This is a genomic window from Rhodococcus sp. OAS809 (assembly GCF_040546695.1).
In the GTDB taxonomy this organism is placed as follows: domain Bacteria; phylum Actinomycetota; class Actinomycetes; order Mycobacteriales; family Mycobacteriaceae; genus Rhodococcus_F; species Rhodococcus_F qingshengii.
Genome location: NZ_JBEPOI010000001.1, coordinates 120,635 through 147,628 on the forward strand (window position 1 = coordinate 120,635; position 26,994 = coordinate 147,628).

Genomic DNA, 26,994 nt, shown 5'->3' on the forward strand with positions numbered 1-26,994 from the left:
CCGTTGCAGTAATCACCGGGCGTAGGATCACTGTCGTGACTATCGCCCCAGAAGGACGTAAGCTGCTCCGTCTCGAGATCCGAAACGCGGAGACGCCCATCGAACGCAAACCCAACTGGATCAAGACCCGAGCAAAGATGGGCCCCGAGTACACGGAGCTTCGAGGGCCTGGTCAAGCGTGAAGGTTTGCACACCGTCTGCGAGGAAGCGGGCTGCCCCAACATCTACGAGTGCTGGGAAGACCGCGAAGCCACGTTCCTGATCGGCGGTGAGCAGTGCACACGCCGCTGCGACTTCTGCCAGATCGACACCGGCAAGCCCGAAGCCCTCGACCGCGACGAGCCCCGTCGCGTCGCGGAAAGCGTTCAGGCCATGGGCCTTCGGTACTCCACGATCACCGGCGTCGCCCGCGACGACCTCCCCGACGGCGGCGCCTGGCTCTACGCCGAGACCGTCCGCAAGATCCACGAACTCAACCCGGGCACCGGCGTCGAGAACCTGGTTCCGGACTTCAACGGCAAGCCCGAACTGCTCGACGAGGTCTTCGCCTCACGCCCCGAGGTACTCGCACACAACCTCGAGACCGTCCCCCGCATCTTCAAGCGGATCCGTCCGGCATTCCGGTACCAGCGCAGCCTCGACGTCATCACCGCAGCACGCGACTACGGACTGGTCACCAAGTCCAACCTGATCCTCGGCATGGGCGAAACCCCTGAAGAGGTCACCGAGGCGATGGCAGATCTCCACGCCGCCGGTTGCGACATCCTCACCATCACCCAGTACCTGCGCCCCTCGCCCCGGCACCACCCCGTCGAGCGGTGGGTCAAGCCCGAGGAGTTCGTCGCACACTCGAAGGCTGCAGAAGAGATGGGCTTCGCCGGCGTCATGGCCGGTCCGTTGGTTCGCTCGTCGTACCGCGCCGGCCGCCTGTATGCGCAGGCCATGGCACATCACGGCCGTGAACTGCCCGAGGCGCAGCGTCATCTGACCGAGGGCGGAGACGCTTCCCAGGAAGCCAGCTCACTCATGGCGCGCCTGAATCGCTGATCCACTTTTCGCTGTGCGCCTTACTCATTCACACCACGTCACTAACTCTGTCCCAGTCGGATCAAATATTTGGTTTAATTATCGGGATTTCATTCCGCGAAATGACAGGGGCTCGATGAACCAGCCGATGACGGATTTCGACATAGTTGTTCTTGGCGGCGGCAGCGGTGGATATGCCACTGCACTACGCGCATCTCAGCTCGGCTTCAGCGTGGCCCTCATCGAACAGGATCGCCTTGGCGGAACCTGTCTACACTCGGGCTGCATCCCGACGAAGGCCCTGTTGCACGTTGCCGAAGTCGCAGACACCGTCCGGGGCAGTTCCTTGCTCGGCATCAAGAGCGGCGTAGAGGCCCTGGACATGAAGGTGATTCAGGGCTTCAAGTCCGGAATCGTCGATCGTCTGCACCGCGGCCTGGAGGGGTTGGTCTCGTCGGCGTCCGGAATAACGTATGTCGAGGGCACCGGCCGACTGGTAGGACCGCTTTCGGTGAATGTCGATGGCACGATCATCACCGGGCGGCACCTCGTGCTGGCCACAGGTTCCTCGCCACGCTCCATCCCGGGAACGTCGACCGGAAAGCGTGTACTCACAAGCAGCGATGCTCTCGCCCTGAACGAAATACCGGAACGCGCCGTCATCATCGGCGGAAGTGTCATCGGTGTCGAATTCGCCAGCGCATGGAGGTCACTGGGTACCGAGGTGACCATCGTTGAAACCCTCGCGAACCTCGTTCCCCTGGAGGACCCTGCACTGTCGCGGCAATTGGAACGCGCATTCAGGAAGCGAAAGATCCTGTTCCGAAAGAAAACTCGGGTTACCGGGATCGAAGAGTTCCACGACCACGTACTGGTCACACTCGACGACGACAGCACGATCGAAACCGACTACGTCTTGGTCGCGGTGGGCCGCGCCCCGAACACCGCTGGTATCGGGCTGGAAGAAGCTGGCATCGATCTTCAAAAGGAGTGGATCAGGACCGATGAAAGGTTGTCGACGTCGATAGAGAACGTCTACGCCGTCGGCGACGTGGTTGAAGGGCTGCAACTTGCCCATCGGGGCTTCGCCCACGGGATCTTCGTAGCCGAAGAAATTGCCGGACTTTCGCCACTTCCCGTGCACGACTCGAGCATCCCCAGGGTCACATACTCGGATCCAGAACTTGCAAGTGTTGGACTCTCGGAGCTACAAGCTCGCGAGCAATTCGGTGAATCCGTCACGACGTACGAATACAGCTTGGCAGGAAATGGGAAGAGTCAGATTCTCAACACCACCGGGGTGGTTAAACTCGTCAAAGATCCGGCAGGGTCGATCGTCGGAGTGCACATGGTCGGCTCGCGTATCAGTGAACAGGCCGGTGAGGCGAGCTTGATCGTCGCTCTCGGCGCGACAACCGAGAGCCTCTCCCGCATAGTTCACGCGCACCCGACCCAGAATGAGGCATTGGGCGAAGCCATCCTCGCATTGGCAGGAAAGCCGCTCCACAGTCACAGCTGAGTGGTCGGTGCAGAATATGGCGGTGCGGGCGCGCCAAAAGGGCGCGCCCGCACCGCCGTTAAGACTGCCGTTAAACCAGGTACGGACTCAGCTCCCCCTCGAAGTTTTCGACAGCCAGATAGCCGCGCAGGGCCGTGAGGAAACGGCCCGCTGCCGCTCCGTCGATGAGCCGATGGTCGTAGGTAAGAGGTAGCGAACACACAGAGCGCGGAACAATCTGTTCGGTCCCGTCCTCGCCCGTCAGCACCCTGGGCCTGCGCACAACCGCTCCCGTGCCGAGAATGGCAACTTCCGGATAATTGATGATCGGAGTATCCGTCAGCGATCCGGCACCGCCGATGTTCGAGAGCGTGATGGTGCTCCCGGACAACTCGTCGGGCGAGGCCGTTCCTTCACGAATTTTACTGGCTCCCTTGGAAATTTCGCAGGCAAAGTCGCGCAGCGTGAAACTCTCCGCGTTTCGCAACACCGCGACCACCAAGCCAGCCGGGGTGTCGACAGCAATGCCGAGATGAACGACGCCGTGATAGGTGACGGACTTGCCATCGGGTTCGATCGAAGCGTTGAACTCCGGAAAGTCCTGTGCAGCAGAGACTAGCGCCCGTGCGATGAATGCAAGATAGGTCAGCGACGCACCTTCCTCTGCACGGAAGGCAGCCTTCGCTCGGTCCCGAAGCCGACCCAGCTCCGTCACGTCTGCTTCCTGCACCGCGGTCAATTGCGCAGTAGATCTCAGCGACTCGGTCATGCGCTCGGCAATGATCTTGCGGACACGGGGAAGTCGCCGGGTCGAACCGGCCAATGACTCTGCGGAGGGATGATTCTCGGACGATGCTGATACTTCAGTGATCATGTAGCGCAATGACTTTCGTGTCGTCAGGGACGGTTGGCCCAGTGCACGGGCGATCGTGGATCAAAGTTGGTTCCGAAACACCGTGCAGCGGGCGCACCGCTTCGTCATGTGTGAATCGATGCTCCGCCATCGACATTGATGTTCTGTCCCGTGATCCATCTGCTTTCGTCCGAGGCCAGGAAAATCAGCGCGGGTGCGATGTCCCGCGCCGGGTCTCCCAATCTGCCCAAGGGCCCTTTCGACATTTCCCCCTTGACGAAATCCGTGTATTCGGGAGCGAGTGTGTGTTCGATTGTGTCGGTCCAGGCGACCGGGCTCAGGTTGTTGACACGAATTCCGTCGACTCCCCACTCGCGAGCAACCACCATGGACAGCGCCCGGATTGCTGCTTTGTCCGGAGCGTACGAGGAATAGCCGGCCATTCCGCTTTGATAGACCCCGGACACGAAATTGATGATCGACGACGATTTGCCCTTCAGGTGCGGGTAGCACAATTTCATCAATCGCCATGCCGCATAGGCGCCGACGGCGAGTGCCTTGTCGAGATGGTCTTCGCTCTGCTCGAGGAACGGGAGGTGGTCAGCCTGGTAGTTTGCATTGTTGACAAGCACGTCGATGGTGCCGAATCGCTCGACTGTTCCTGCGACCATTGCTTCGAGTTCGTCAGGCTTCGACACGTCGCACTTGATAGCGAATACTTCTGCTCCCTCGGCTTTGCACAAGGCCTCCGTTTCGGCCAACTTGTCGTCCCAGAGATCGGAAATGGCCATCCTGGCACCCTCAGCCGCCATCCGAACTGCATTCTGCCTTCCCAACCCGGCCCCGACACCGGTGATGATTACGACCTTGCCATCCAGCTTTCCCACGAAGACTCCTTGATATATGTGATGGTTTCACCTGTAGGAAACGATCTCGAAAGTGTCGAACTAGTCCTTGCGATCGATACTCGGGGCTTCGGTCGGCGAAACCAACGCCTCCGTGTCACCGACCGTGGGCACCAAATCCTCTGGCGCACCTCCCACTTGAGCCGCCAGCAATTCGGCCTGCGCTTCGTCCATGTCGTCCGCTGCAGCGAAGCTGTTCACGCGCGGGCGAAGAACCGTCGACATGATGACTGCACCCGTGGCCGCGAGTGCAACGCAGCCGAACAATGCAGCAGTAATCGCTGCATCCGAGTAGACAATCGCGCCGCCCGGTCCCGAGAACGCCGATCGGCCGAGAACTACGAAGCCGAGAACCGGTGTGACACCACCAATTCCGGATATGACAACCTGGATGCCGGATGAGAACGAAGCCTGGTCCTTCTTCGGCGAAGCTGCGATGACGAGGTTGGGGACCGAGGCCGCACAGGAGCCGGACCCGAGGCCCATCAGCAGGACACCAAAGATCATGTCGGGAACGGAATCATGACGCAACGCAATCCAGAGAGTCCCCAGTCCGATGAACACCATCCCGAAGCGCGCCGTGTGCCATGGACCGACGCGTCGGACGACTAACCCGGTGATCAAACCGGCGACGACAGATGTCAGTGACTGAGTAGTGGTGATCTGAGCGAGACCGGTTGCCGACAAACCGAGACCGTACCCGCCCCCCAGGATACTGGGCGTCAATCCGATGATCGAGACCAAGGTGAGTGCCAGCGAGGACACGCCGTACATGACAGCGGCCGCGGTCGCAGCCATCAGAATTCCGCGGCGCGTAAACATCCGTACGTTGAGAATGGGGTCGGTGCGACGGAGCGACGAAACGACGTAGAGGACACCCAGAGCGAGGCCCAAGACGATGAGCCCAAGGGTCTTGAAGTCCGTCCATCCCCACGTGTTCCCCATACTGATACCAGTGAGGAAGCTTCCCAATGCGGCGGCGAACAGGAATGCGCCCAGGCCATCTGTGCGCGATTCCGTGCGCACCGTGGATTCCTTCGTGGTGAAGAGAATCGCGAAGAACATCGTGCCCACCCAGATCGAGCTGAGCACGAATACCCCGCGCCATCCGAAATTGTCGATGATAGTTCCGACGACTGTCGGGATCAGGGCCGCCAGCGCGCCTGCACCTGTGACTGTGACGGCGGCGGCGAACGGAACGATCTTGGCCGGATAAGTGTCACGCACGAGTGAGTAGCTCAAGAACATTGCGCCGGTTAGGCAGCCCTCGAGCGCACGTCCGAGCAGCAATATCTCGAAACTCTGTGAGGTGGCAGCAATTACCGACCCGGCTACGGACAGTACGGCAATGATGAGCAGCATTCGCCGCTTGCCGTATTTGTCCGCCAGCTTTCCGAATAGGGGCGCGGTGACTGCGCCTGACAGGGAGTAGACCGTGAGGATCCACGCACCCTGCGTCGTCTGGAAATGACTACTGATGAAAGGCAGCGCCGTCGTGGCCTTGGTGTACGACAGTGTCACCGCCTCGATGAGGAAAACCACGCTGATCAAGGACAGGACGAGACGGGGCGTCCAACCCGCGCCGCGGAACGTGCCGGCGGTTGCGGAGCTTCCGCTCGAAATTGGTGATGGCAAGGCAATCTCCATGATGTGATGGGGACGGGCACGTGGGGTGCACCGACGGGCTGATGGCCTCGTTCGGCGTTGGCTTCCCTTGTTCTGCAAGTCGCGCCAGCGCGGTGTCGAGACTAAGTTCACGGATTTGAATTTGTGTTCGGCGTCACTGTACTTCGTTTCGGCCCCGCCGTAGTCCTTTTGAACCCCAGACTGAACAAATATTTGGTGCGCGGCAGATTCAGTCCGCATACACAAGGAGTCGACCGTGGCCACAACCGTCCGAGGACACGGAAAGGCCCTTGCCGCACTCACGTGCAGCAAGGGCCTTACATGAATACCGGCTACTTCGACGCGTGCGCGAGGTCGTACAACTTGCGCCATTCGTGCTTCGAGCGAATCTCCGTGCTGACATCAGGCGACGACGCACGAAGTGCGCCGACAGTGGCGTTTTCCTTCGAGATGTGCTTAAACGGATCGATACCGAAGAACCGTGCAGAGTTCTGGTAAAGAATCTTGTTCATCTCGTCGTCCGGAACACCGACCTTCTCCATCTCGGCGTGAACGAACTCCGGTGCGTTCGGCCAGATAGCATCCGAGTGCGGGTAGTCGCACTCCCACGCGATGATGTCCATGCCGATATCGTGCCGCACCTTGAGCGCAGTCGGATCGGTGACGTAGCAGGCCAGCGAGTGCTGTTTGAAGATTTCACTCGGAAGTAGGCCGTTGAAGTCGTGACCGAGCCAACGCTGGTTGGTGTAATGCCGATCGCACCGATCGAGATAGAAAGGGATCCAACCGATTCCGGCCTCGGACCAGGCGATCTTGAGGTCGGGGTACTTGGTCATCGCGCCGCCCCAGAGCAGGTCCTGAGCCGCGAACGTTGAAACTTGAGTGGCAAGGATGATCATGTTGTCCAAGGGTGCATCCGGTGCGCCGTTGATCGCACCGAACCCTTGACCGATGTGCAGACACATGACGACCTGTAGCTCGGAAATCGTCTGCATGAACGGACCCCAGTACTCGAGATCGTGGTAGCTGGGCAGGCCCTGAAGGTGCGGGAGCTCCGGCATCGTGACGGCCCTGACACCCTTGGCTGCAACTCGGCGGACTTCTTCCACCAGCGCGACAGGATCCCAGACCGGGAGGATCGCGCATGGAATCATGCGTCCGGGGTAGGCCGTGCACCACTCGTCGATGTGCCAGTCATTGTAGGCCTTGAGCATGATCAGAGCCATGTCCTTGTCCTTCGCCTCCTGGAAGTAGCGGGCACTGAAGCCGGCGAAGGAGGGGAAGCACATGGACGAAACGATGCCGTTGCGATTCATGTCGCGGATGCGCTCGTGAATGTCGTATGCCCCGGGACGCATCTCGGCGAATGTCGACGGATTCAGGCCCCACTCCTCGTTGGGCCATCCGACGACAGCGTTGAGACCAATCGTTCCCATCGAGTTGCCCTGGAACCACCAGCGCTCGTAGCCGTTCTCGTCGACGATGCTCTTGGGCGCCTGGTCTTTCCATTTGGCCGGCACATGGTTCTTGAACATGTCGGGCGGCTCCACGACGTGGTCGTCGATACTCAGCATGATCATGTCTTCGATCTTCATATTGCGTTCCTTTCGCTTGTGAAATAGACCAATGTCCGCCGGGACGGCGGTCTAGTTACCAGGAGTTGGTTTCGGTGACGACTTTCGATCCGAGAAGTTCAAGTGGAGCAACGTCACCCAAATCCGGGACAGCGCCGTAGACGGTAGTGAACCCGAGATCGTGAAGTCGCCGCAGATCGTCGAGCAAAGCGTCAACTCCACCTTTGCCATTGACGTCGAAGTTGATCAACGCGGTCTTCTCGATCTCGTCCGGATTGCGGCCGATCTCGTCGCAACGCTCGGCCAGGCGGGTGATCTTCTGACGCGCTTCCTCGCCACCCCACACGTTCATGGCATCGGCGTACTTCGCGACCAACTTGAGGGTTCGCAGCTCACCGCCTCCCCCGAGCAGAATCCGCGGACGCGGACGGGACACGGGCGCGGGAATGCTCATCGTCTGCCCGAGCTGGTAGTTCTCGGTGACGTACTCACCGTCGTTGTCGCTCCACATCTGCAGGACGATCTTCAACGTCTCTTCGAGTCTGCGGAACCGGCCGTCGTGGTGGTCGAACGGCAGTCCGAGCCCTGTCGCTTCCTGCTCGTTCCATCCCGTCCCGATTCCCAACCATGCGCGGCCGCCGGAAAGCACGTCCAACGTCGTCACTATCTTTGCCAGCAATCCCGGCGCCCGGTACGTTGCCGCGGTAACGAGGGTCTGCAGTTCGATTTTCGATGTTGACCCCGCGAGGAACGCCAGAACGGTGTACGCCTCCAGCATCGGCTCGTCCTCTTCGCCGACCAGGCTGATCTGCCAGAGGTGATCCGTCACGCTCAATCGCGCGAAGCCAACCTCCTCGGCCGTCTTCGCGATGCGAACCAGCGACGGCCCCATCTCCGCGGGGGATCCAAGGTGCGAGTAGTCGTTCAGATGTAGTGCGAGTTTCATACTGCGCTCCGTACCGCCCGAACCGGGCGCCTCGAAATAGTGTCGGTGATCACTTGAACCTTAGTGACGAGTGATCATTCACACAAGTGAAACTTGGTTCATAGTCTTGAGACTACGTTCGGACTGTCTCCCCACCACCCGAGAAAGCGCTGCGTCGACGCGAACCGCGGGACGCAACTATGCTCGGTCGATGCCCGTCAACGCTGAACGGTCCGACACTGACGTGCTCATATCGAACGGTCTCGATCTGGACGGTGCGCCGTTGAGTCTGCGTCTACGACACGGATCGATCGCAGAGCGTGCACCTAGCCTCGCCGCTCATCCCGACGAGAGGGTCATCGATGCCAAGGGCTGCACGGTGATCCCTGGCCTTCACGATCACCACGTGCATCTGAGATCCGCTGCTGCGTCGCTGGATTCGATCCAACTCGGCCCACCGGTGATCTCGACTCACGCCCAGGCCGTCAGAGCTGTGCAAACGGCGCATCCACGTGCCGACGGCTGGGTTCGGGCTGTGGGTTATCACGAGTCGGTCGCCGGACACCTCGACCGCGGCGTCCTCGACCACTGGCGCAGCGATGTCCCGGTCCGAGTACAACACCGCAGCGGAGCCCTCTGGATCGTCAACTCTGCCGGTTTACATGAACTCGACCAGGCAGAGCATCCAGACGGACTGTTGTTCCGCCGTGACGCGGATGTGGGCAGACGCGCCGGCGACACTGGCGGGAATCTGACCGCAATCGGAAAGCTGTTGTCCGCCCTCGGGGTCACGGGGTGCACGGACGCGACCCCTGACATGGGATCGGCGACGATCGACTACTTCGACGAGGAAATCCGCACCGGCCGTTTTCGGCAGAACGTTCACCTTTTAACACGGCGAGACCACACCACACGCGCTGTGACCTTCGGACCTGTCAAGCGGATCCTCGACGATACCGATTTAGTACTCGACGACCTCGTCGCATGGATACGCGACGTACACGACGCAGATCAGTCGATCGCAGTGCACTGTGTGACCGTGGCTCAACTGGTCCTAACCATGGTCGCACTGCGCAGCACGGGAATCCGGCCAGGAGACCGAATCGAACACGCCGCCATGGTTCCCTCGGATGCGCTCGAGGAATTGGCGGAACTCGGCGTCACTGTCGTCACGTCGCCGAACTTTATCTCCGAACGAGGTGAGCAGTATCTGCGCGACATCGACGCGTCGTGTCACCACCAGTTGTGGCGGGTGGCCTCCTTGGTCCACGCAGGAGTATCGACTGCCTGCGGGACCGATGCCCCGTTCGGTGACATCGATCCCTGGGCGTGCATGCGCGCTGCCCGCACTCGATCGAGCCCGTCCGGTGCGGTCATCGGCGCCGCGGAACGGATAGGTAGCCGACAGGCGCTCGAGATGTTTCTGGGCGCCGCGGACTCCCCGACCAGGCTGCGTCTTCTTCAACCAGGACATTCTGCTGATCTCTGCATCCTCGCTGCCACGCCCTCAACGGTTCTCGCAGATCTGTCGGCGGACCTGGTTCGCACCACCATCGTCCGCGGCGAAGTGGTCTTCAGACGATGACGCTTCAGGACACTGGCGCTGTCGGGACCGCAGAACGTCCGTCGGCACCGAGTTTCCTCGCGATGTTCTTCAACGGAAAGTGACATGCCGCGAACTGCCCCGAGCCTACCTCTCGCATCATGGGTTCCTCCGTCGCACAAACATCCTGCACCGACGGACACCGATTGCGAAAACGACAGCCCGACGGCGGATTCAGGGGTGAGGGGACGTCGCCTTCCAGAGCAGGTCCCTCAAAGCCCTTGTCCGGATCCGTCAGCGGCACCGAGTCCAGAAGCGCACGTGTATACGGATGCGCCGGATTTTCATACACCTGCGCTGAGTCGCCGAATTCGCACACCTTACCGAGGTACATGACCATGACGTTGTCGCTCACCGCGCGCACGACACCGAGGTCGTGCGCGATGAACACGACGGTCAGGTCGAACTCCGCCTTCAGTTTCTCCAGCAGGTTGATGATCTGCGCCTGCACCGAGACATCAAGAGCAGAAACTGGTTCGTCACAGATCAGCAGTGTCGGTTTCACAGCCAATGCCCTACCGATCGCCACACGCTGCGCCTGCCCACCCGACAGTTGGCGCGGCAGCATCCCCGCAAAGCGTTCGCCGCCCAGCCCAACCTGGCCGAGCACCGCCGAAGACGTCGCATCCCTCTCCGCTGTCGGTTTGCCTTCAATCGCGAGTCCCTCGGCAACGATGTCCCGAACGGTCCGCCGCGGATTCAACGATCCGACGGGGTCCTGGAAGATCATCTGCATGTCTCGCCGGAGCGTGCGCATACGGCTCTCTGACGCGTCGCCGATTGACTCTCCGTTGAACTCGATCCGCCCGGAGGTTACGCGGTCCAGCCGCAGCACAGCCCGTCCGGTCGTCGACTTGCCGCAGCCGGATTCTCCGACGATCCCCAGGGTTTCGCCGGGAAGAACGTCGAAACTGATGTCCGAGACGGCCTGGACCACACCCGATTTCGCCGGGTATTCGACTACCAGACTTTCCACTCTGAGCAATGCCTCGGGTCCGCGAAGATGCGCAGTTCCACTACCTGCCATGATGACTGCCTCCGGACGACGCTGCTGCGCCAACTGGCGCGACTGGGTTGACAGGTACGGGTCCGCCAGTAGATACCGGTGCACCGACCGGAACAACGCACGCGACCGCGTGGTCCGGACCGACAGACTCGAAGATCGGACCCGGCGTCGAACACGCTGCGACTGCCACCTCGCATCGCGGGCCGTACCGGCAGCCGTCTGGTTGACTGACCGGGTCCGGCAGAGCACCGTCGATCAGCCGGAGTGGGGTGTGACGAGGGTGATCGATCCGGGGCGTCGCCCCCAGCAGCGCATACGTATATCGATGGCGCGGAGAGTCGAATACCTCCCTCGTCGAGCCCATTTCGGCGAGGCGCCCCGCATACATGACGGCGACTCGATCGGTCTGACCTGCCACGACGGCCAAATCGTGGCTGATCAACATGATCGACGTGCCCCGGTCCCGCTGGATCCTGCGCAGTAGGTCGAGTATCTGTCGCTGGACGGTCACGTCCAACGCGGTGGTCGGTTCGTCCGCGATGAGCAATTCGGGTTCACAGGCGAGTGCAATCGCGATCATGACGCGTTGCCGCATCCCACCGGACATCTCGTGTGGATAGTTGCGGAGGCGACGCTCGGGGTCGGGAACTCCGACTTCCTCGAGAAGCTGCAAAGCGCGCGAATGGGCATCAGATCGGTTCATTCCCAGGTGCTTGCGCATTCCCTCGGTCAGCTGTCGCTCGACGCGAACAACAGGATTCAGCGAACGCCCGGGATCCTGGAAGACCATCGATATCTGGTTACCCCAGATTTCGAGTTTGTCTTTCTTACTCAGCGACAACAGGTCTCGTCCGTCAAAGATCACCTCGCCCGACCGCCCGGATCGTGGAGGCATGAGGCCCATCAGGGCTTTCGCCATCACCGACTTTCCAGAACCGGACTCTCCGACGACGCCCAGAGACTCCCCTCGCCCGAGCGCGAACGTCACGTCGTCCACCGCGCGCACGTTTCCGCGCGGAGTTCCGATGTAGGCGCGGAGGTTACGTACTTCCAACAGTGCCTCGGTAGTCATCGGTGCCACGCCTCTCGAGCCTCGAAAATGTCTGTTTGCGGGTCTAGTCGGCGATCCATAGTTCCTCCGGTAACAGTGATCCCGTTCCGTACTGGTGAACGCCGCCCACGTCGAGACCGCTGACGACTGCGGGTGAAGCACGCACGTAGAAGATTCCGGGAGTCAACGCCAGCACTCGCTCCTGGACGACCTCGTAGGCAGCCTTCCGTTCCTCCGTCGACTCGCTGTATCGGCCGGTGGCCAGCGCACGATCGAGTTCCGGATCCGAGATACCGCTCACGTTTCCGCGGGACTTGCTCTGAAAAGCCAACCACAGCCCGTAGTCCGGATCCTGGATGTTCGACGCACTGATGATGACCTGGAAGTCCTTCGACCCAGCTTTGGCCAGGCCAGTGGGAAAGTCGACGGTCTCGACGTTCACTTTTACGTTGTCGAACGCGCTCAACTGTGCCTGCACACTTTCCGATCCTGCTCGATTCTCAACCGTGGAGAAGGCGGTGAAGGTGAACTCGACTGGTCGTCCCTCTGCTGCCAACTCGTCGAACAGCGCCTGCGCACCATCCGGGTTGTACTGGCTCAGCTTCGTGTCGGTGTAGTAGGGAGTCCCGTCCTTGAACAACGACTCCGGGATTTCGCCCTCGCCGTTGTAGACGGCGAGGTTCAGTGATTCGACGTTAACTGCCATTGCAACCGCCTGGCGTGCCCGAATATCATCGAACGGCGCTCGTGCGCTGTTCATCGCGATGTACTGGCCCCCGCTCATCGGAACCACGTCGACCGGTAGACCGGCGTTCCTGGCCTTGGCCAGGCTCGCCCAATTCGATTCCATCACCACATCCGCCCCGCCCGCGATCACCGTGTTGATGCGCTGGTTGGTGTCGTTGGCCGAGCGCAGACTGATCTTGTCCAGATACGGCTTGGGGGCATCCCAATAGTCCGGGTTCCGCACCAACTCGGTGACGTCCTGGCGTGTCCAGGATTCGAGGAGAAACGGTCCTGCGCCGACTGGTTTGGCGTTGAAGGCTTCCGGGCTTCCAGCGAGCGCGGCCGGCGACCCGATCCAATTCATCGACGAATTCACGATGGACTGCGCGAAATGCGGATTGGGTGTTTGCAACGTCGAGCGCAGAGTGAGCGGATCGAGGACTTCGTTGGATGCCACATTGACCGCTTGCGCGATCGACTGGGATGCGGTTACTGGATCGCGCAGCCTGTCCCAGTTGAACTTCACCGCAGCCGCGTCCAACGGTGATCCGTCCGAGAACTTCAGACCCGGACGCAATTTCAAGATGAACGTCGCACCGCCGTCCGTGGTGTCGTACTTCAATGCCATCGAGGGTTCGATGGCCGTGGTAACGACGTCGTTAATCAGCAATGTTCCGTACAGGGCGTTGCCGAGAAAACCCTGGGTTGTCCAGGTGTTGGACAAGGCTGCGGGGTCGAGTGCTCGGGGTTCGGCCGCTTGAACGGCCCGGGCAGAACCACCGATGATCGGATCACCGGTGGCACCGACGGCGGGTGTGGACGGTTGGGGTGGCGTCACAGAGCACCCAGCGCCAACGAGCATCGTCACGGTGGCGAAGGCGAGCCAACCGACAACTAGACTGTGACCGCTGAAAACGCGTCGACGAAGCATGTTTGCCTTTCTTTCATGAACTCGCACGGAGACGGTGATCTCGCAGCGAAGAGACATGCGCTCAATCTCGCAACGCACTGTCGAACTTGCCGCGCAAATAGTCGCCTACCTGGTTGAGGGCAAAGACGGTGAAGAAGATCGCCAACGCCGGAACGAACACGAGGTGCGGTGACGTTGCTATCGCGTCCTTGCCGTCGTTGATCATTCCGCCCCAACTGGGTGCGGGCGGAGGAACGCCCATGCCGAGGAAGCTCAGCGAACCCTCGGCGACGATCATGGCGGCCATGACGATCGGGAGATACGATGCAAGTGGCGCAACTAGATTGGGCATAATTTCTCTGAAAAGAATCCTTCCTTGCCCAGCGCCCATGTTCCGTGCTGCGCGGACGAACTCACGCGCAGACCACACCAAGGTATTGGCACGAGCGAGCCTGATGAATGACGGAATTACGATCAGGCTCAGTCCAATCAGAATGGTTCCGACAGTCGGCGTGAGAATCGAGGACAGCGCGAGCAGAAGAATCAGCGGCGGGAACGCCAGCATTGCGTCCGTCAAGAGCGAGATTCCCGCGTCGGTTGCCTTGCCGAAGTAGCCGGCCACCATTCCGATCAACGATCCGATCGAGAAACCGATTATCGCGGCGACGGAACCGACAACGAGCGAGATCCGCGCTCCGTAGACGACCCGCGACAACATCGACCTACCAAGCGAATCGGTGCCGAGTAGCAGGTCCCAAGATCCCCACTGTGGACCTAGTCGAGGGAGTCCGACGGGAATTGTGTACGAGGCCAAGGGAAGTACGTTCGCGAACACAGCTGCGAAAAAAATGACGGCCAGCCATCCAATTGCGAGACAGACGAGTACGGATCGCGTGGTCTTGACCGGTGGTATCTCCGGAAGGGCGACTGGAGCGATGGATTCGCGCATCGGCTGACTTAATGGCCTGCTCGTGGTCGTGTCGGTCATGCGCGCACTGCCTTTCTGACGCGGGGGTCGATCATTCCGTAACTCAGATCGACAACGGCGTTGATGCCGACGTAGGTGATTGCGATGAAGACGACGACTCCCTGCACCATGACGACGTCCCTTGATGTAATGGACAGCGCCACCAGCTGGCCCAGGCCTGGCAGACCGAATAGCGTCTCGACGACGACGGTCCCACCGATCAGACGACCGAGGTTGATTCCCGCGACCGTGATCAGTGAAAAGGTCGATGGCCGTAGGGCATGGCGAAGCATGACGTATGAGCTGCTCATTCCCTTCGCCCGCGCTGCAATCACGTAGTCCTCTCGCAGCGTGCCGATGAGGTCGGTTCGGAGCAGACGATGAAAGGCTGCGATCTCGGTAAGCGCGATCGCGAGGGCCGGCAGCAGTGCGCTGCGTAGGTTGTCGCCCAGCCCGTCGGCCATACGCGACCAGCCGGTGACCGGGAAGTAATTCACTTGAATAGCGAAGAAGTAGATCAATACCGGGCCCGCGATGAACGCGGGGACCGAGAGGAATACCGAGGTGACGCCATTGATAGCGCGATCGAGTGCGCTTCCCGGCTTGGATGCCGACGCAATTCCCAAAACCACGGCGACGGCCAGCGAGATGGCCAGTCCCATCAGCGCGAGTTGCATTGTGACAGGCAACCGTTCGACGATCGCCTCCGTGACCGACTGGCCGGTCAGAGGCGAGACGCCGAGATCCCCTTGGACCGCGTTGCCAAGCCAACCGCCGTACTGAACCCAGATCGGGTCGTCCAGACCCAGTTTCGCGTCGAGAGCCGCGAGCGCCTCGGGGGTGGCGTTCTCACCGAGCATCACCTGCGCGATAGAACCGGGAGCGAGACTCAGCAGGGCCACCGCGGCGACCGTCACCAGCAACACGACTATGACGCTTCGGCCAAGTCTCTTCGAGAGGTCGATAAGCATCGGCACTCAACTTTCGTTGCACTGCAGTGGAATTAATTAACGTTCGAAGATTTCGATACCGCTTGCCGGCGGTGGTTTGCGGGCAGCCGATGTCATTGATTGTGACGCACGTCATTAAAGTCGCATTCACCCCGATATGCAAGCGCAACGAACAACCGATGTGCCGATTCGCTTGTACATCAGTAATTTTCGCGAACAGATGTGACCTACCGATGGCTCGGATACAACTCCCCCAACGTCATCGGCCGCGCCACCATCTCACGATGGTGGCGCGGCCGATGACGAGCGCTGCTGTGGCGGCAGATCAGACGCTGATTCCGATCAGCTTGGTGTCGAGGTACTCCGCGATTCCTACCGCGGATCCTTCTCTACCCAAACCACTTTCCTTGACCCCGCCGAAAGGTGCAGCTGCGGAGGTGGGGTTAATGTCATTGATGCCGACCATTCCGAACCGGAGCTTCTCGGCAACACGAATTGCACGAGAGATATCCCGGGTGTAGACGTACGACGCCAACCCATAGTCGGTGTCGTTGGCCATTGCGATCACTTCGTCTTCGGTGTCGAAGATCGTGACTGCGGCGATCGGCCCGAACGTCTCCTCTCGATAGATATCCATGTCCGAGGTCACATCCGTCAGAATCGTTGGGGGGTAGAAGTATCCCGCGTCGTACGGCGCATTCGTCAACCTCGCACCTCCCGCCAGCACGTGCGCGCCGCCGGACACAGCATTGTCGACCTGCCGCTGCATCCGCCCGACCGAGGCCTCGTCGATCAACGGGCCGACGCCACTGGCTGCGTCCATTCCGTTGCCCGCCTTCAACTTACTCGTTCGAGCCACCAACGTATCGAGAAATTTGTCGGCAATGGACCGGTGCACGAAGATGCGGTTGGGACTGATGCACGCTTGCCCCGTATTGAGGAACTTGACCAAAGTGGCGCCCTTGGCGGCATGCTCGGGATCTGCGTCGGGAAAGACGATGAACGGCGCATGGCCGCCCAATTCCAACGACACGCGCTTGACCGTCGATGCAGCATCTCGCGCAATCATCTTGCCGACTTCGGTGGAACCGGTGAAGGTGATCTTGCGAACTGCCTTGCTCGCGAGCACTTCCTCGCTGAAGAAGTTCGGTTTCTTCGTCGTGACGAGGTTGACGACGCCTGCCGGAATCCCGACTTCCTCGAAGATTCGAAACACCGCGAGAGCTGTCAGTGGTGTCTGTTTGGCCGGCTTGAGCACGACTGTGCACCCCGCAGCCAAGGCGGGTGCGACCTTGCGCGTGATCATCGAAATCGGGTAGTTCCAAGGCGTAATTGCCGCGACGACGCCAACCGGCTGCTGAAGGACGACGAAGCGCTGGTCTGCGCGGGCGGACGGGATGGTAGATCCGTAGACACGCTTGGCTTCCTCCGCGAACCAGATCAGGAAGTCCGCAGCGTATTTGACTTCGGTGCGTGATGCTTTGAGCGGTTTACCTTGCTCGAGCGTCATCAACGTGGCGAGATCCTCGGATCGCTCCAGCATCAACTTGTGCGCGGCGTAGAGGTACTCGGCCCGCTGATATGCGGTTGACTCCGACCACACAGGGAACGCCTCGTCGGCGGCAGTGATTGCGTCACGGACGTCGGACTGCTGCCCCGCGGCGATCGATGCCAGTACCTCACCCGTCGCCGGATTGGTGACGTCCAGATATTCTTCCGAAGCCCCGGATCGCCATTTTCCGTTGATGAACAGTGAATCTCGCGCATCCGCGGGACGATCGAACAACGGTAGCGACATGAAATCTCCTGAGCTGAACTGGGCGACCCCTGTGATCGCAGGCCAAGTGTATCGCGTTCATGGACTTATTTTCAGTTGAATGAACTGTGATTCACAAGATGTTAGAGAGCGATGCCCAACTCAGCGAGAACGGCGGCGGTATGTGTTCCGCTTACGGGCGCGCGCCCGACCGGTGTTCGGCCGCGGGGTGGTTGTGCCGTCGGAGCATCATTCGCATCGGCGGTGTCGTTCTCGTCGGCAGAACACGTCAGTGTCGAGGCTGCCAGCGTCGAGGACACCACCTCCGTCATCGACACGTCCCACACTCGCCCTGCGGAGACGTTGCGGGCATCCAGCGCACAGACTGCAGCACGTAACCCCGTCAAAGGGTCTGCGATCGCGTCACCCACGAAGAGCGGGTTGGTTTCATTTTCCCATGCAACGAGCCCGGCCGATGCCGCCACGTCGTCACCGAACCCGACGCGATTCGAGGATCTGCCGTCGGCGGTGATGGACACCCAGGTGCATCCCCGTGCGGCCTCGGCATGCGCGTCGAGTCCGAAGCGGGCGAGTGCTCGGGGCCTCGACGACTCGATGACAATGTCTGCGGATGCGACAAGGGCGGCAAGCGCGGCACGCTCGCCGGGTCTATTCGGGTCGAGGACCACGCTCTCATGGCCGGCGTGCAACAGATCGTAGAAGTCCTTGTTTCCCAAACGCGCCCCGTCGAGTCTGGTCGGTGTCTCGACTTTGATCACCCGCGCACCCGCCGCGCCCAGGATGTGAGCACACAAAGGTCCTGCCCACAGCGCGCTGAAGTCGACCACCACCGCTCCACTGACGGATCGAGCAGCGCGGGGTAACTCTGGGGACAGCGCCACATCTCGTGGCCTGACCTCGCCGCCCCGAACACAGCAGCCCGCGATTCCGAGCAGGTCCGTGCGCTCGTTCACCTCGTCATCGATGCGGGTAGCGAGCCAATTCTCCACCAACGGCCACGGGTCTCCATCGATTGTGCTGCCGATCATGGCCCCTAACAAGCCGACGTCGTCCGGTCTCGCACATGAGAGTGCCGCCCAGCCGTCCGCAGTCGGAAGTAGTCTGGCGTGCCCGCCCACCGATGTTCGCCCTTGTCGCGTGTGGCCGGTAAAAGCAGCACGCTCCCCCAACAACGCGGCGCCGTCGAGTCCGTCCAGCGGCGTTCCACCGACGGGCGTGGAGTCGAGAATCCATGCAGCCCAACGCCGGGCCCACAAGGGCGCGTCCCCCACCGGAACAACTGGCGGTCCGTCCGGCCTGCCGGTGAGCGCGAGCGCTCCACTCTCGGCCCAATCCTTACGCGCCTGCATCTCATTCACCTCGTGGACGATACGATCTCTTCTCGAGCCCGAAGGTTCATCGCCGGAAGAGGAATACTACGTGTCCGCCACCCTGACCGTTATCGACCTGGACCTGCCTGCATCGGAATTCGCCGGTTCGGAAATTGGGAATTTCTCCGCATCGGACAAAGTCACGATCGGCGTAAGCGCGGATCCGAGCCTTTTGACAGATTCAGCCAGAGCAATCACAGACGTGATGGACTTCAATCTGACCGAAGCGGATACCGTGAACAGGCGCTTCATTCAGGTCGATTCGATCGCGGACACGGTGGAGTTATGCCGCCAACGCGTCTCATCGCGACCAAGTGCGTCTGCGGTATTGCTCGACGTACTGCGTTCCTTCGACTGCCACGGTGACGTCGAAGCAGGTCTGGTCACCGAGTCTCTCGCCTATTCGACGTTGCAAGCTGGTCCGGAGTTCCAGGAATGGCTTTCGGTCCAGAAACCGAGGCGCAGACACATCCAGGACGATTCTGTCCGACTGGCACGACGCAACGACAGTCTCGAGATCGTGTTCGACCGTCCCTACATGCATAATGCTTTCAGCGATTCGCTTCGGGCCGGGCTGATCGCCGGACTGGAGGTGGCGATCATGGATGCAACGATCACCGACGTCACGCTGCAGGGCAACGGACCCTCATTCTGTAGCGGCGGCGATTTGGGCGAGTTCGGCTTGTTCACCGACCCTACTTCTTCGCACTTGGCACGGCGATTACACAGTCCAGCAACCCTTCTGGAGATTCTGCGTACCCGACTCGGGAGCGCACTCGGAGCCGACGTGCACGGGGCCGTCATCGGCAGCGGACTGGAGATGGCCGCGTTCTGCGGGACTGTCACCGCGCATCCAGACAGCATCTTCGGGCTGCCGGAGCTCACGCTCGGGCTAATTCCCGGCGCGGGTGGAACCGTCAGCGTCACACGCCGCGTGGGTCGGTGGCGCACCTGCTACCTGGTGCTGTCTGGTGCTCGCCTCGACGCCGACACCGCGCTGCGATGGGGTCTGATCGACGCCGTCGCAGCGCAGTGAGCCTGCCGGACACGACGATCAGAAGGCGTGTGCGCCACCGTCGATGGACAGGTGCTCAGCGGTCATGAACTTCGACTCGTCAGACGCAAGGAACGCAACAACCGCGGCGACCTCTTCCGGTTCCGCCAGCCATTGCTGCAGCATCGGAGTCCCCATCGGAGCCAGACGCGGATAGGATGCTGCGGTCTCGGTGATGCGATCGACCATTGTTCCTGAACCCATCGGCGTTCCGACCGCTCCGGGATGCACACTGTTGACGCGAATACTGTGCTGCCCCAGCTCTGCAGCGAAGGCGCGAGCCATGCCCGTCACTGCATGCTTGCTGGTCGTGTAATGAACCATGAAGGGTTGCATCTTCATTCCTGCGAGCGAGCTGATCATCACGATCGATCCACCGCCGCGCGTCACCAGGTGCGGCGCCGTGGCCATGACGGTGTTCCACACTCCTGTGACGTTGATGTCCATCGTGTCCTTGAACATCTCCGGGGTCGACTCGTCCCATGTAGCGGGTATGCAGATTCCGGCATTCGCCACCACGACATCCAAGCCGCCGAAGCGTTCCACTCCACCGTCCACGACGCGCTTCAACGCGTCGAGGTCACGGACGTCAGCCTGCTCCAGAAAGGCTTTGCGCCCCTCGGCTTCGACGAGAGCAGCGGTCTCCGCCAGGTCTGCCATGGTCGCCGAGTCATATGGCACCCCGGGCAAGGTAGCGGCGAGGTCGATGCCGACGATGTCAGCGCCTTCTCGTGCCAGACGCACCGCGTGCGCCCGTCCCTGACCGCGGGCGACGCCGGTGATGAATGCAACTTTATTGTCGAGTCTTGCCATTCGAACCAATTCCTTTGCTGTCGAGGTCTCTTCGACGTCGAAGTTATCTAGTCAGGGTCGCGTCGAGAATTCCCAAGTTCACGTCGAGGTCGGCCGCAACCTGCCGAACGACCTCCACGTCCTTGCCTAGAAACTCGCCGACGGCCAGTGCGAAGACTTCGGATCCGCCTGCGCGAAGAACGTTGTCGAGCACAATGCTCGACGCACTGCCTTGTTGCAGGCACTGCAGCAGCACGGACTCGTCGACTCCGAGTCCGCGTCCGATACCCGTCGCAGCATCAAGAACGGCGATGTTCGACGCAAACACTGCGTTGTTGACCAGCTTCGTCAGCTGCCCCGTACCGAGATCGCCCGTGTGAAAGCTGGGATTGGAGTAGTGGCAGAGTACCTCGCTCGCTGCTGCGAATGCGCCGACGCTACCGCCCACAAATGTTGTGATACTGCCTTTTTCAATGTCCTGAGGACCGCCGCTCACCGGGGCGTCGACGATCTCGACACCCCGGTGAGTGAGGACATCTTCCATGTCTCGAACGGTCTGCGGGTGTCCCGTCGTGTGCACTATCAACACCGAGTTCGGACGCATCGCGGAAAGCAATCCTCCGTCATGACAGACGTGCCGGACCTGCGCGTCGTTGTGCACACACACCACTACGGCATCGGCGTCGGCGACAGTGGCCGCGATGGTGGCGACCATCTCGACGTCTCCGTCGAAACCGATCCGCAAGGCGTTCGGTCGTGCATGCACACGGACTGTCTCCCTCATCAAAGCAAGCCGCGCCACCATTGGGGCTCCCATTCGACCCGCGCCGACGAAACCGATGACCATGCAGTTGCTCCCTTCGAGTCCTTCAAATCCGGCTAGGTGACTGCGCCCGCGATTTTCAGCTCGATGATGCGCTCGTCGCTCGCGCCGATCTCCTTGAGGATCTCGTCGGTGTGCTCCGCGAATTGTGGTGCGCGTCCCGGAGCCGCGGGCGTCTCGTCGAATTGCACCGGCGAGGTGACGAGTTCGCGGCTGACGCCATTGACGTCGATGATCGTTGCGATGTAACCATTGGAACGGAGCTGAACGTCGTGACCCGCTTCCAATGCGTTCTGCACAGCACCCCACTGTCCTTCGAGTGTCTTAAACTTCTCGATCCAGTGGGCGAGCGGCTGGGAACCCAAAGCTGCCGCAACGATTTCCGTGGCGGGTTCCCAGTTCCGCATGAGATTCTCTGCGGAGTCGAAACGCGGGTCTTCGACAAGCTCGGGGCGATCGAGGTGCTGGACGAAGTCCGCCCAGTAACGGCCCGGCTGCAGCATGCACAGGTTCAGGTGCCGACTGTCCGATGTTTCGTACATTCCGACCAGCGGGTTGCCTGGCACTCCGGACCTGGGCTCGGAGCCACCCGAGACAGGTCCGCCGGCCAGCGCCACGTCGATGGACATGGCGTTGGCCCATGCACCGCTTGCGAGCAGAGAGACGTCGACGATTGACGGCTCCCCCGTCTGTGCGCGCGCGAACAACGCTGCGGCGATACCGCCGGCGATGTTCAAGCCACCAATGGTGTCTCCCCAGGCGGGTCCCGGCTGGTTCAGCGCACCCTTCAAGCTCGGTGGTGTGGCGCCGAACGAGCTGCCGCCTCGGCACCAGAACATCGGTGAGTCGTAGCCGCCCTTTTCCGCTTCCGGTCCCCTGGCTCCGAGAGCCGAGCCGCGGACGTAAATGATGTCGGGGTTGATCGCCCGGATGTGCTCGATATCGATCTTGAGTCGAGTCCGTGCATCCGGAAGAAAGTTCGTCACGAATACATCGCTGTTGCGAACGATCTCGTACAGAACTTCCAGAGCCTCCGGATTTTCGAGGGCGAGCCCGATGCCCCGCTTGCTGCGGTTGGGATGTTCCATCAGAGGCGCGAACCCGCCGATTGCGTCGGTGCCGCCCAGGTTGGCCAGCCCGCGCTGCGCGTCACCCTTGACCGCGTGCTCGACCTTGATGACATCAGCACCCCAGTCCGCGAGAACTGCGCCCGACACTGGTACGTACGTGAACTGAGCGACCTCTACGACCCGCACACCGCTCATTGGCCTGGCTGGCATCTTCACTCCTGAATGTGTTTCAAGTTTCTCCGCCACCTCACCCTGAGATGTGCGTCACTCTACTGTAGAGCTTTTCACCAAATTGCACTATCGATTCATGCAATTGAATCAATGTTCATCCATGGGCGGTGCCTACAATCGCGGATGATCCAGCTTGTCGAGGCCAACGTCAGCCGCAGTCCAGACCAATCCGTTCGCACCGGAACGTTCCTCCATGAGTGATGCGAGGAGACCGACATCCTTCCGAAGTAGTGGACCGGCCGTACCCGCCATCGCTGCCAAATTGCCCCCCATCGGGCCGACGAGATTCATCGCGAAACTCGCACCGCTACCGCGGGCGATCACCTCACCGAGCTTTCGCGGATCAACTCCGAGTTCAGCCCCGACGGCAAGCACACTCTCCGAAGTCGCAAGATGAGCAGCAAAGAGGGTGTTGTTCAGCAACTTCGTCACCTGGCCAGACCCGAGCGGCCCCAGGTGGACGATGGGGTCGGCGAAGATCTCGAACACCGGCCTGAAGCGGTCGACAACTTGGACGTCTCCGCCAACCATCACCAGCAGCGACTTCGTTGTCGCGGCTGCTCCGCCGCCGCTCACCGGCGCATCGATAATATCGATGCCACGCGCCTTGGCGGCATCCGCGAGGCGAAGGCATGTCCTCGGATGGACCGTGCTGTGAATGGCGATTGCGCCGCCGGGGGCCAACCCGGCCAACACGCCTTCCTCTCCCAGCACAATTTCCTCCACGCCCGCGTCATCCAGGACACAGATGCAGACGAGGTCGCTTCGTGAAGCTAGTTCAGCCGGGGTCGAGGCCGTCGCGGCATCGGTGTCGCCATACGGCTCGAGAGACTCCGGGCGCCTGGCCCACAACGTCGTTGGAAAGTGGGAGCGCGCAATGGCGTGCGCCATCGGCCCTCCTTGACTGCCAAGCCCTATGAAACCGACGCGCGGCAGATCGTCGGTGCCTTCCGCATCCGTGGCATGCACTGTGGGTAATTCGGTCATGGTGTACTCCTCCTGATTCACCGCAGACTACTATGAACTGTGGTTCAGTTTGATGAGTTTTGTGTCTACGATGTGATAATACTGGTTCATTCGCATGCATCCGTCGGGTGTGTGCGTTGCGGTAAATGGGTGCGAATCAAGCCGAGGAGCGTTGTGAGCGAAGGACATATCACGGATTCGATGCGATCGGTGATCGGTAAGGAGTATTCCAGATCTACCAGCTTTCCCGTTTCCGAATCTGACATCCGCCGGTGGGCGATGGCAACTTATTACCCGGAACCGCCGCCGCGCAGGTTCTGGGACGCGTCGGAGAGTGTAGGCATCGTCGCCCCGGAGGACTTCAACCCGTTCGCATGGATGTCGGCGTCGGGCCCGAAAACTTCGTCTGCAGACTACGACCCGGACGACCATTTCAGGGCTCTCGGCGTCGACGGACCAGGCCTGCAACGTCAGGTCAATGGCGGACTCGAAGTCACGTACGGCGAATCGATGAGACCAGGCGATGTGATCACTTCCTCGGCGTCGGTGTCCGCGCTGTCCGAGCGCACAGGGCGACTCGGTTTGATGCTCTTCACAACGCTCGAGACCGTGTGGACGAATCAGACCGGGGCGGAAGTCCGCCGACAGAAGATGACCATCATCCGCTACTGAAGCGCAGGAGCGAACATCATGACTACCAGTACATTCGACATCGCAATAGGCCAATCGGTGCTGCCTTTCGAGCGATCCACAGGCTTGGAGAATTGGAACCGCTTCGCTGCAGTGAACTACGAATTCGTAGACATCCACATGGACGACGAGGCGGGTCGGGCTGCGGGATACGACTCCGCCTTCGGGATGGGAAACCTCCTGTGGTCCTACCTCCACTGCATGCTCCGCGAGTGGATCGGCGAGAACGGTCGCATCCTCGAAGTTCGCTGCCAGTTCCGCAGTCCCAACACCAAGGGGATGCATCTCACCGCGGGCGGCACGGTCACTGCGGTGCGTGACGAGGACGGCCATCGGCTCGTCGACCTCGACGTCTGGATCTCGAACTCGGACGGGACGATCCTGACGCCTGGTTCGGCCACCGTCGAACTGTTCCGCTGACCCCCACACATACGGCGAGCTAGAATTCGCGACGATCGAAAGGAGCGTCCTCAGTGACGCTTGGCAAGATATTCCACCTGATCCACATGACCGGAGACCTGCCGGGTCTCGAAGCTTGGTACGACGACGTGTTCGCCGTCCGTAGGGGATGGCTGGACCACAACTACCTCGAATGGGAACAGCGCGACGCCTCCCTAGTCACGTTGGCTGACACGGTGATCGAACCCCTCGCGCCGTCGTTCAGCGTCGACGGCTGGGACAAGTATCCACTGGGACGGTTCTACAACAAGTTCGGCAACCATTGGCACTCCATCGCCTGGTACTGCGAGGACAATGGAGTCGTATGGAAGAATTTGGTGGACAACAACATTCGTGTACTCGGCACTGCTGGTTCGTCCACCGACCAACCGCCGGCACCCGACGCGACACTGATGACCCACCCGAAAGACACCATCACGCAGCTCGAGATGGAGCCGCCAAGGGATTTCCGCAATCTGGACCCACGTCTGAAGCCGGATTACGACCCGTTGTGGTGGCGCGACAATCACCCACTCGGTCTGCACGGACTCGCGTACACCACGGTCATCACCAAGGATCTCGATCGTGCGACTCGAATCTACGCCGACGTCCTGGGCGGGACCGTTCTGGAACGCTCGACCTCGACCCTGACGGGAACGCAGGACGTTTACGTCCGCGTCGGCGAAGCCGTGGTGCAGCTGTCGCTACCGACGGAGTCGGACACCATCGCTGGCAGGGATATGAGTGCCAACGGCGAGATGCACCATGCCGTGTCATTCCGCGTCGAAGATCTAGACGTGGCGGAGAAGTACCTGGCGTCCAAAGGCATCAAGACCGAAACCCGGAACGACGACACTATTCTCAGCCAGCCCGACACGACTCACGGCGTTCCGTTCCGATGGACTACTCGCCGGATCGAAGGAGATACCTTCTCCTGATCTTTCGACCTGATACAGAAGGGCAGGCTAGCTGTTGTGGGTATGGACGTTGATGACGCGGGACTGAAGTAGACGGGCTGGTCCTCGGCGTAAGAATGGGAGTTGCGGCACAACCGTTCTCGACCAAGAAGGACCAGCCCTGTGACACACCGTAATGCCCCCTTGACTGTCGAGGGAAGACGACGCCTGATCGAGCGGCGCCAGAGCCGTCCGATCGCCCATGTCGCCGCCGAGATGGGTATCTCCCGCCAATGCGCCTCCACATGGGTCAACCGGTACCGCAAGTACGGTGACCTGGGATTACAAGACCGATCCAGCGCACCGAAGCATCACCCGGCCGCCACAGCGGCAGAGGTCGTCACCGAGATCGAAGCGATGCGACGGACCCGGAAATGGTCTTCCCTCACGGATCACATTCGAGCTGCGCACCGACGGCATCCCCATTGCTCGTCGAACGGTCACGAGAATCTTGCGGGACCTCGGTCTGAATCGTCGCCGGTTCATCGACCCGAACGGCGAAACCACCCGAAAACCCCAGGTCATCGCCCAAGAAACGATCTGGTCAGATGGTCCATGTCGATGTGAAGAAAGTCGGAAGAATCCCGGACGGCGGCGGCTGGCGTGCCCACGGCCGCGGGTCCGAGCAGGCCAAACGATCCCAACGGCGGAAAACCCGAGCGAAGTAACCTCGGATCGGTTACACCTACCTGCATTCCGCGATCGACGGCAACACCCGTTTGGCGTACACCGAGGCACGCGACAACGAAACCGCTGCAACAGCCATCGATTTCATGAACAACGCCCGCGTCTTCTTCGCTGCACACGGAATCACCTGTATCGAGCGCGTGATCACCGACAACGGATCATGCTATCGGGCAGCAGATTTCACATCTTCACTGCGAGAGGCACGGCACTACCGGATCAAGCCGTACACGCCGAAACACAACGGGAAGGTCGAACGCTACAACCGTATCCTCGCCGAGGAGTTGTTGTACTCCCGCGAGTACACCAGCGAAGCCCAGCGTCGCACTGCCGTTGAGGTATGGAATGTTCACTACAATTATCACCGACCGCATTCAACACGCGGAGGACGACCGCCCGCCGCTTACCGCCGGCACCGCGTAACTAACGTCCGCGCCTCATACAGCTAGCGAGAAATGAACTGTTCCCTCGGTATCGGGCTTATCGACAAGGGGACAAGGCAGCGAGGGTCAGGGTTCGGTAT

The 26,994-nt window shown here is 60.8% G+C and carries 23 protein-coding genes and 2 pseudogenes; 9 read left to right on the forward strand and 16 right to left on the reverse strand.

Annotated elements, in window-relative coordinates:
* Nucleotides 1–35: 35 nt before the first annotated feature.
* The 3 genes and pseudogenes from ABIE52_RS00565 (at nt 36) to lpdA (ending at nt 2,545) form a co-directional block, all read left to right on the forward strand.
* Entirely contained in the window at nt 36–182 is a 147-nt protein-coding gene (locus tag ABIE52_RS00565) for a hypothetical protein (protein WP_354541379.1), read from the forward strand.
* Nucleotides 136–1,047: pseudogene (gene lipA / locus ABIE52_RS00570) on the forward strand (lipoyl synthase); the annotation flags it as partial. The gene ABIE52_RS00565 and the pseudogene lipA, both read left to right, overlap by 47 nt.
* A gap of 127 nt (nt 1,048–1,174) precedes the next feature.
* Nucleotides 1,175–2,545 (forward strand): dihydrolipoyl dehydrogenase, encoded by a 1,371-nt coding sequence (gene lpdA, locus ABIE52_RS00575; protein ID WP_192713176.1) that lies wholly within the window; start codon nt 1,175–1,177, stop codon nt 2,543–2,545.
* A 70-nt stretch (nt 2,546–2,615) separates the two neighbouring features.
* Here lpdA and ABIE52_RS00580 read toward each other — a convergent pair whose 3' ends face one another.
* The 5 genes from ABIE52_RS00580 to ABIE52_RS00600 all read right to left on the reverse strand — a co-directional run bounded on the left by ABIE52_RS00580 (nt 2,616) and on the right by ABIE52_RS00600 (nt 8,428).
* Nucleotides 2,616–3,398: a 2-oxo acid dehydrogenase subunit E2 gene (locus tag ABIE52_RS00580; protein WP_192713175.1), complete on the reverse strand. Its 783-nt coding sequence runs from the start codon at nt 3,396–3,398 to the stop codon at nt 2,616–2,618.
* Between the two features lie 104 nt (nt 3,399–3,502).
* Nucleotides 3,503–4,264: an SDR family NAD(P)-dependent oxidoreductase gene (locus ABIE52_RS00585; protein WP_192713174.1), complete on the reverse strand. Its 762-nt coding sequence runs from the start codon at nt 4,262–4,264 to the stop codon at nt 3,503–3,505.
* 60 nt (nt 4,265–4,324) lie between these two features.
* Nucleotides 4,325–5,917: an MFS transporter gene (locus ABIE52_RS00590; RefSeq protein WP_354541380.1), complete on the reverse strand. Its 1,593-nt coding sequence runs from the start codon at nt 5,915–5,917 to the stop codon at nt 4,325–4,327.
* A 323-nt stretch (nt 5,918–6,240) separates the two neighbouring features.
* On the reverse strand, nt 6,241–7,503 hold the full coding sequence (locus tag ABIE52_RS00595) for an amidohydrolase family protein (RefSeq protein ID WP_192713172.1): 1,263 nt from the start codon (nt 7,501–7,503) through the stop codon (nt 6,241–6,243).
* Nucleotides 7,504–7,558: 55 nt separating this feature from the next.
* Nucleotides 7,559–8,428, reverse strand: a complete 870-nt coding sequence (locus tag ABIE52_RS00600; RefSeq protein WP_192713171.1) for an LLM class F420-dependent oxidoreductase — start codon at nt 8,426–8,428, stop codon at nt 7,559–7,561.
* A gap of 190 nt (nt 8,429–8,618) precedes the next feature.
* Here ABIE52_RS00600 and ABIE52_RS00605 point away from each other — a divergent pair, with 190 nt between their 5' ends.
* Nucleotides 8,619–9,992, forward strand: coding sequence for an amidohydrolase family protein (locus ABIE52_RS00605; RefSeq protein ID WP_354541381.1), 1,374 nt, complete (start codon nt 8,619–8,621; stop codon nt 9,990–9,992).
* Between the two features lie 4 nt (nt 9,993–9,996).
* Here ABIE52_RS00605 and ABIE52_RS00610 read toward each other — a convergent pair whose 3' ends face one another.
* The 7 genes from ABIE52_RS00610 to ABIE52_RS00640 form a co-directional block, all read right to left on the reverse strand.
* The gene (locus tag ABIE52_RS00610) at nt 9,997–11,037 is read right to left on the reverse strand and encodes an ABC transporter ATP-binding protein (RefSeq protein WP_192713170.1); all 1,041 of its coding nucleotides are present in this window, start codon (nt 11,035–11,037) and stop codon (nt 9,997–9,999) included.
* On the reverse strand, nt 11,027–12,088 hold the full coding sequence (locus tag ABIE52_RS00615) for an ABC transporter ATP-binding protein (RefSeq protein ID WP_192713169.1): 1,062 nt from the start codon (nt 12,086–12,088) through the stop codon (nt 11,027–11,029). The genes ABIE52_RS00610 and ABIE52_RS00615 overlap by 11 nt, the downstream gene beginning before the upstream one ends.
* A 43-nt stretch (nt 12,089–12,131) precedes the next feature.
* Complete coding sequence (locus ABIE52_RS00620; protein WP_354541382.1) at nt 12,132–13,631, reverse strand: ABC transporter substrate-binding protein; 1,500 nt, start codon at nt 13,629–13,631, stop codon at nt 12,132–12,134.
* Nucleotides 13,632–13,785: 154 nt separating this feature from the next.
* Nucleotides 13,786–14,691, reverse strand: a complete 906-nt coding sequence (locus ABIE52_RS00625; protein WP_192713167.1) for an ABC transporter permease — start codon at nt 14,689–14,691, stop codon at nt 13,786–13,788.
* Nucleotides 14,688–15,641, reverse strand: a complete 954-nt coding sequence (locus ABIE52_RS00630; protein WP_192713166.1) for an ABC transporter permease — start codon at nt 15,639–15,641, stop codon at nt 14,688–14,690. Before ABIE52_RS00630 ends, ABIE52_RS00625 begins: the two co-directional genes overlap by 4 nt.
* A 304-nt stretch (nt 15,642–15,945) precedes the next feature.
* Entirely contained in the window at nt 15,946–17,418 is a 1,473-nt protein-coding gene (locus ABIE52_RS00635) for an NAD-dependent succinate-semialdehyde dehydrogenase (RefSeq protein ID WP_192713165.1), read from the reverse strand.
* A 101-nt stretch (nt 17,419–17,519) separates the two neighbouring features.
* Nucleotides 17,520–18,746: a CoA transferase gene (locus ABIE52_RS00640; protein ID WP_192713195.1), complete on the reverse strand. Its 1,227-nt coding sequence runs from the start codon at nt 18,744–18,746 to the stop codon at nt 17,520–17,522.
* A 70-nt stretch (nt 18,747–18,816) separates the two neighbouring features.
* On the opposite strand from ABIE52_RS00640, the gene ABIE52_RS00645 reads away from it, so the two are divergent.
* Nucleotides 18,817–19,803: an enoyl-CoA hydratase/isomerase family protein gene (locus ABIE52_RS00645; RefSeq protein ID WP_354541383.1), complete on the forward strand. Its 987-nt coding sequence runs from the start codon at nt 18,817–18,819 to the stop codon at nt 19,801–19,803.
* Nucleotides 19,804–19,821: 18 nt separating this feature from the next.
* Here ABIE52_RS00645 and ABIE52_RS00650 read toward each other — a convergent pair whose 3' ends face one another.
* From ABIE52_RS00650 to ABIE52_RS00665, 4 genes are all read right to left on the reverse strand, one after another.
* Complete coding sequence (locus ABIE52_RS00650) at nt 19,822–20,634, reverse strand: mycofactocin-coupled SDR family oxidoreductase (protein ID WP_192713164.1); 813 nt, start codon at nt 20,632–20,634, stop codon at nt 19,822–19,824.
* A gap of 43 nt (nt 20,635–20,677) precedes the next feature.
* The gene (locus ABIE52_RS00655; protein WP_192713163.1) at nt 20,678–21,460 is read right to left on the reverse strand and encodes an NAD(P)-dependent oxidoreductase; all 783 of its coding nucleotides are present in this window, start codon (nt 21,458–21,460) and stop codon (nt 20,678–20,680) included.
* A gap of 32 nt (nt 21,461–21,492) precedes the next feature.
* Nucleotides 21,493–22,716 (reverse strand): CaiB/BaiF CoA transferase family protein, encoded by a 1,224-nt coding sequence (locus tag ABIE52_RS00660; RefSeq protein WP_354541384.1) that lies wholly within the window; start codon nt 22,714–22,716, stop codon nt 21,493–21,495.
* 132 nt (nt 22,717–22,848) lie between these two features.
* Entirely contained in the window at nt 22,849–23,724 is an 876-nt protein-coding gene (locus ABIE52_RS00665) for an NAD(P)-dependent oxidoreductase (protein WP_192713162.1), read from the reverse strand.
* A gap of 153 nt (nt 23,725–23,877) precedes the next feature.
* On the opposite strand from ABIE52_RS00665, the gene ABIE52_RS00670 reads away from it, so the two are divergent.
* From ABIE52_RS00670 to ABIE52_RS00685, 4 genes and pseudogenes are all read left to right on the forward strand, one after another.
* Nucleotides 23,878–24,375 carry an FAS1-like dehydratase domain-containing protein gene (locus ABIE52_RS00670; protein ID WP_354541385.1) on the forward strand — a complete coding sequence of 166 codons (498 nt, stop codon included), beginning with the start codon at nt 23,878–23,880 and terminating at the stop codon, nt 24,373–24,375.
* An 18-nt stretch (nt 24,376–24,393) separates the two neighbouring features.
* Nucleotides 24,394–24,813 (forward strand): hotdog family protein, encoded by a 420-nt coding sequence (locus ABIE52_RS00675; RefSeq protein WP_192713161.1) that lies wholly within the window; start codon nt 24,394–24,396, stop codon nt 24,811–24,813.
* A gap of 53 nt (nt 24,814–24,866) precedes the next feature.
* Nucleotides 24,867–25,769, forward strand: coding sequence for a VOC family protein (locus tag ABIE52_RS00680; protein ID WP_192713160.1), 903 nt, complete (start codon nt 24,867–24,869; stop codon nt 25,767–25,769).
* 141 nt (nt 25,770–25,910) lie between these two features.
* A pseudogene (locus tag ABIE52_RS00685) lies at nt 25,911–26,920 on the forward strand (IS481 family transposase).
* Nucleotides 26,921–26,994 lie beyond the last annotated feature (74 nt).

Excerpts from the sequence above, each read along its gene's own strand:
- lpdA (WP_192713176.1), top strand. The coding sequence starts at position 1,175 with ATGACGGATTTCGACATAGTTGTTCTTGGCGGCGGCAGCGGTGGATAT.
- ABIE52_RS00580 (WP_192713175.1), bottom strand. The coding sequence starts at position 3,398 with ATGATCACTGAAGTATCAGCATCGTCCGAGAATCATCCCTCCGCAGAG.
- ABIE52_RS00595 (WP_192713172.1), bottom strand. The coding sequence starts at position 7,503 with ATGAAGATCGAAGACATGATCATGCTGAGTATCGACGACCACGTCGTG.
- ABIE52_RS00600 (WP_192713171.1), bottom strand. The coding sequence starts at position 8,428 with ATGAAACTCGCACTACATCTGAACGACTACTCGCACCTTGGATCCCCC.
- ABIE52_RS00605 (WP_354541381.1), top strand. The coding sequence starts at position 8,619 with ATGCCCGTCAACGCTGAACGGTCCGACACTGACGTGCTCATATCGAAC.
- ABIE52_RS00610 (WP_192713170.1), bottom strand. The coding sequence starts at position 11,037 with ATGGCAGGTAGTGGAACTGCGCATCTTCGCGGACCCGAGGCATTGCTC.
- ABIE52_RS00615 (WP_192713169.1), bottom strand. The coding sequence starts at position 12,088 with ATGACTACCGAGGCACTGTTGGAAGTACGTAACCTCCGCGCCTACATC.
- ABIE52_RS00625 (WP_192713167.1), bottom strand. The coding sequence starts at position 14,691 with ATGACCGACACGACCACGAGCAGGCCATTAAGTCAGCCGATGCGCGAA.
- ABIE52_RS00630 (WP_192713166.1), bottom strand. The coding sequence starts at position 15,641 with ATGCTTATCGACCTCTCGAAGAGACTTGGCCGAAGCGTCATAGTCGTG.
- ABIE52_RS00635 (WP_192713165.1), bottom strand. The coding sequence starts at position 17,418 with ATGTCGCTACCGTTGTTCGATCGTCCCGCGGATGCGCGAGATTCACTG.
- ABIE52_RS00640 (WP_192713195.1), bottom strand. The coding sequence starts at position 18,746 with ATGCAGGCGCGTAAGGATTGGGCCGAGAGTGGAGCGCTCGCGCTCACC.
- ABIE52_RS00650 (WP_192713164.1), bottom strand. The coding sequence starts at position 20,634 with ATGGCAAGACTCGACAATAAAGTTGCATTCATCACCGGCGTCGCCCGC.
- ABIE52_RS00655 (WP_192713163.1), bottom strand. The coding sequence starts at position 21,460 with ATGGTCATCGGTTTCGTCGGCGCGGGTCGAATGGGAGCCCCAATGGTG.
- ABIE52_RS00660 (WP_354541384.1), bottom strand. The coding sequence starts at position 22,716 with ATGCCAGCCAGGCCAATGAGCGGTGTGCGGGTCGTAGAGGTCGCTCAG.
- ABIE52_RS00665 (WP_192713162.1), bottom strand. The coding sequence starts at position 23,724 with ATGACCGAATTACCCACAGTGCATGCCACGGATGCGGAAGGCACCGAC.
- ABIE52_RS00675 (WP_192713161.1), top strand. The coding sequence starts at position 24,394 with ATGACTACCAGTACATTCGACATCGCAATAGGCCAATCGGTGCTGCCT.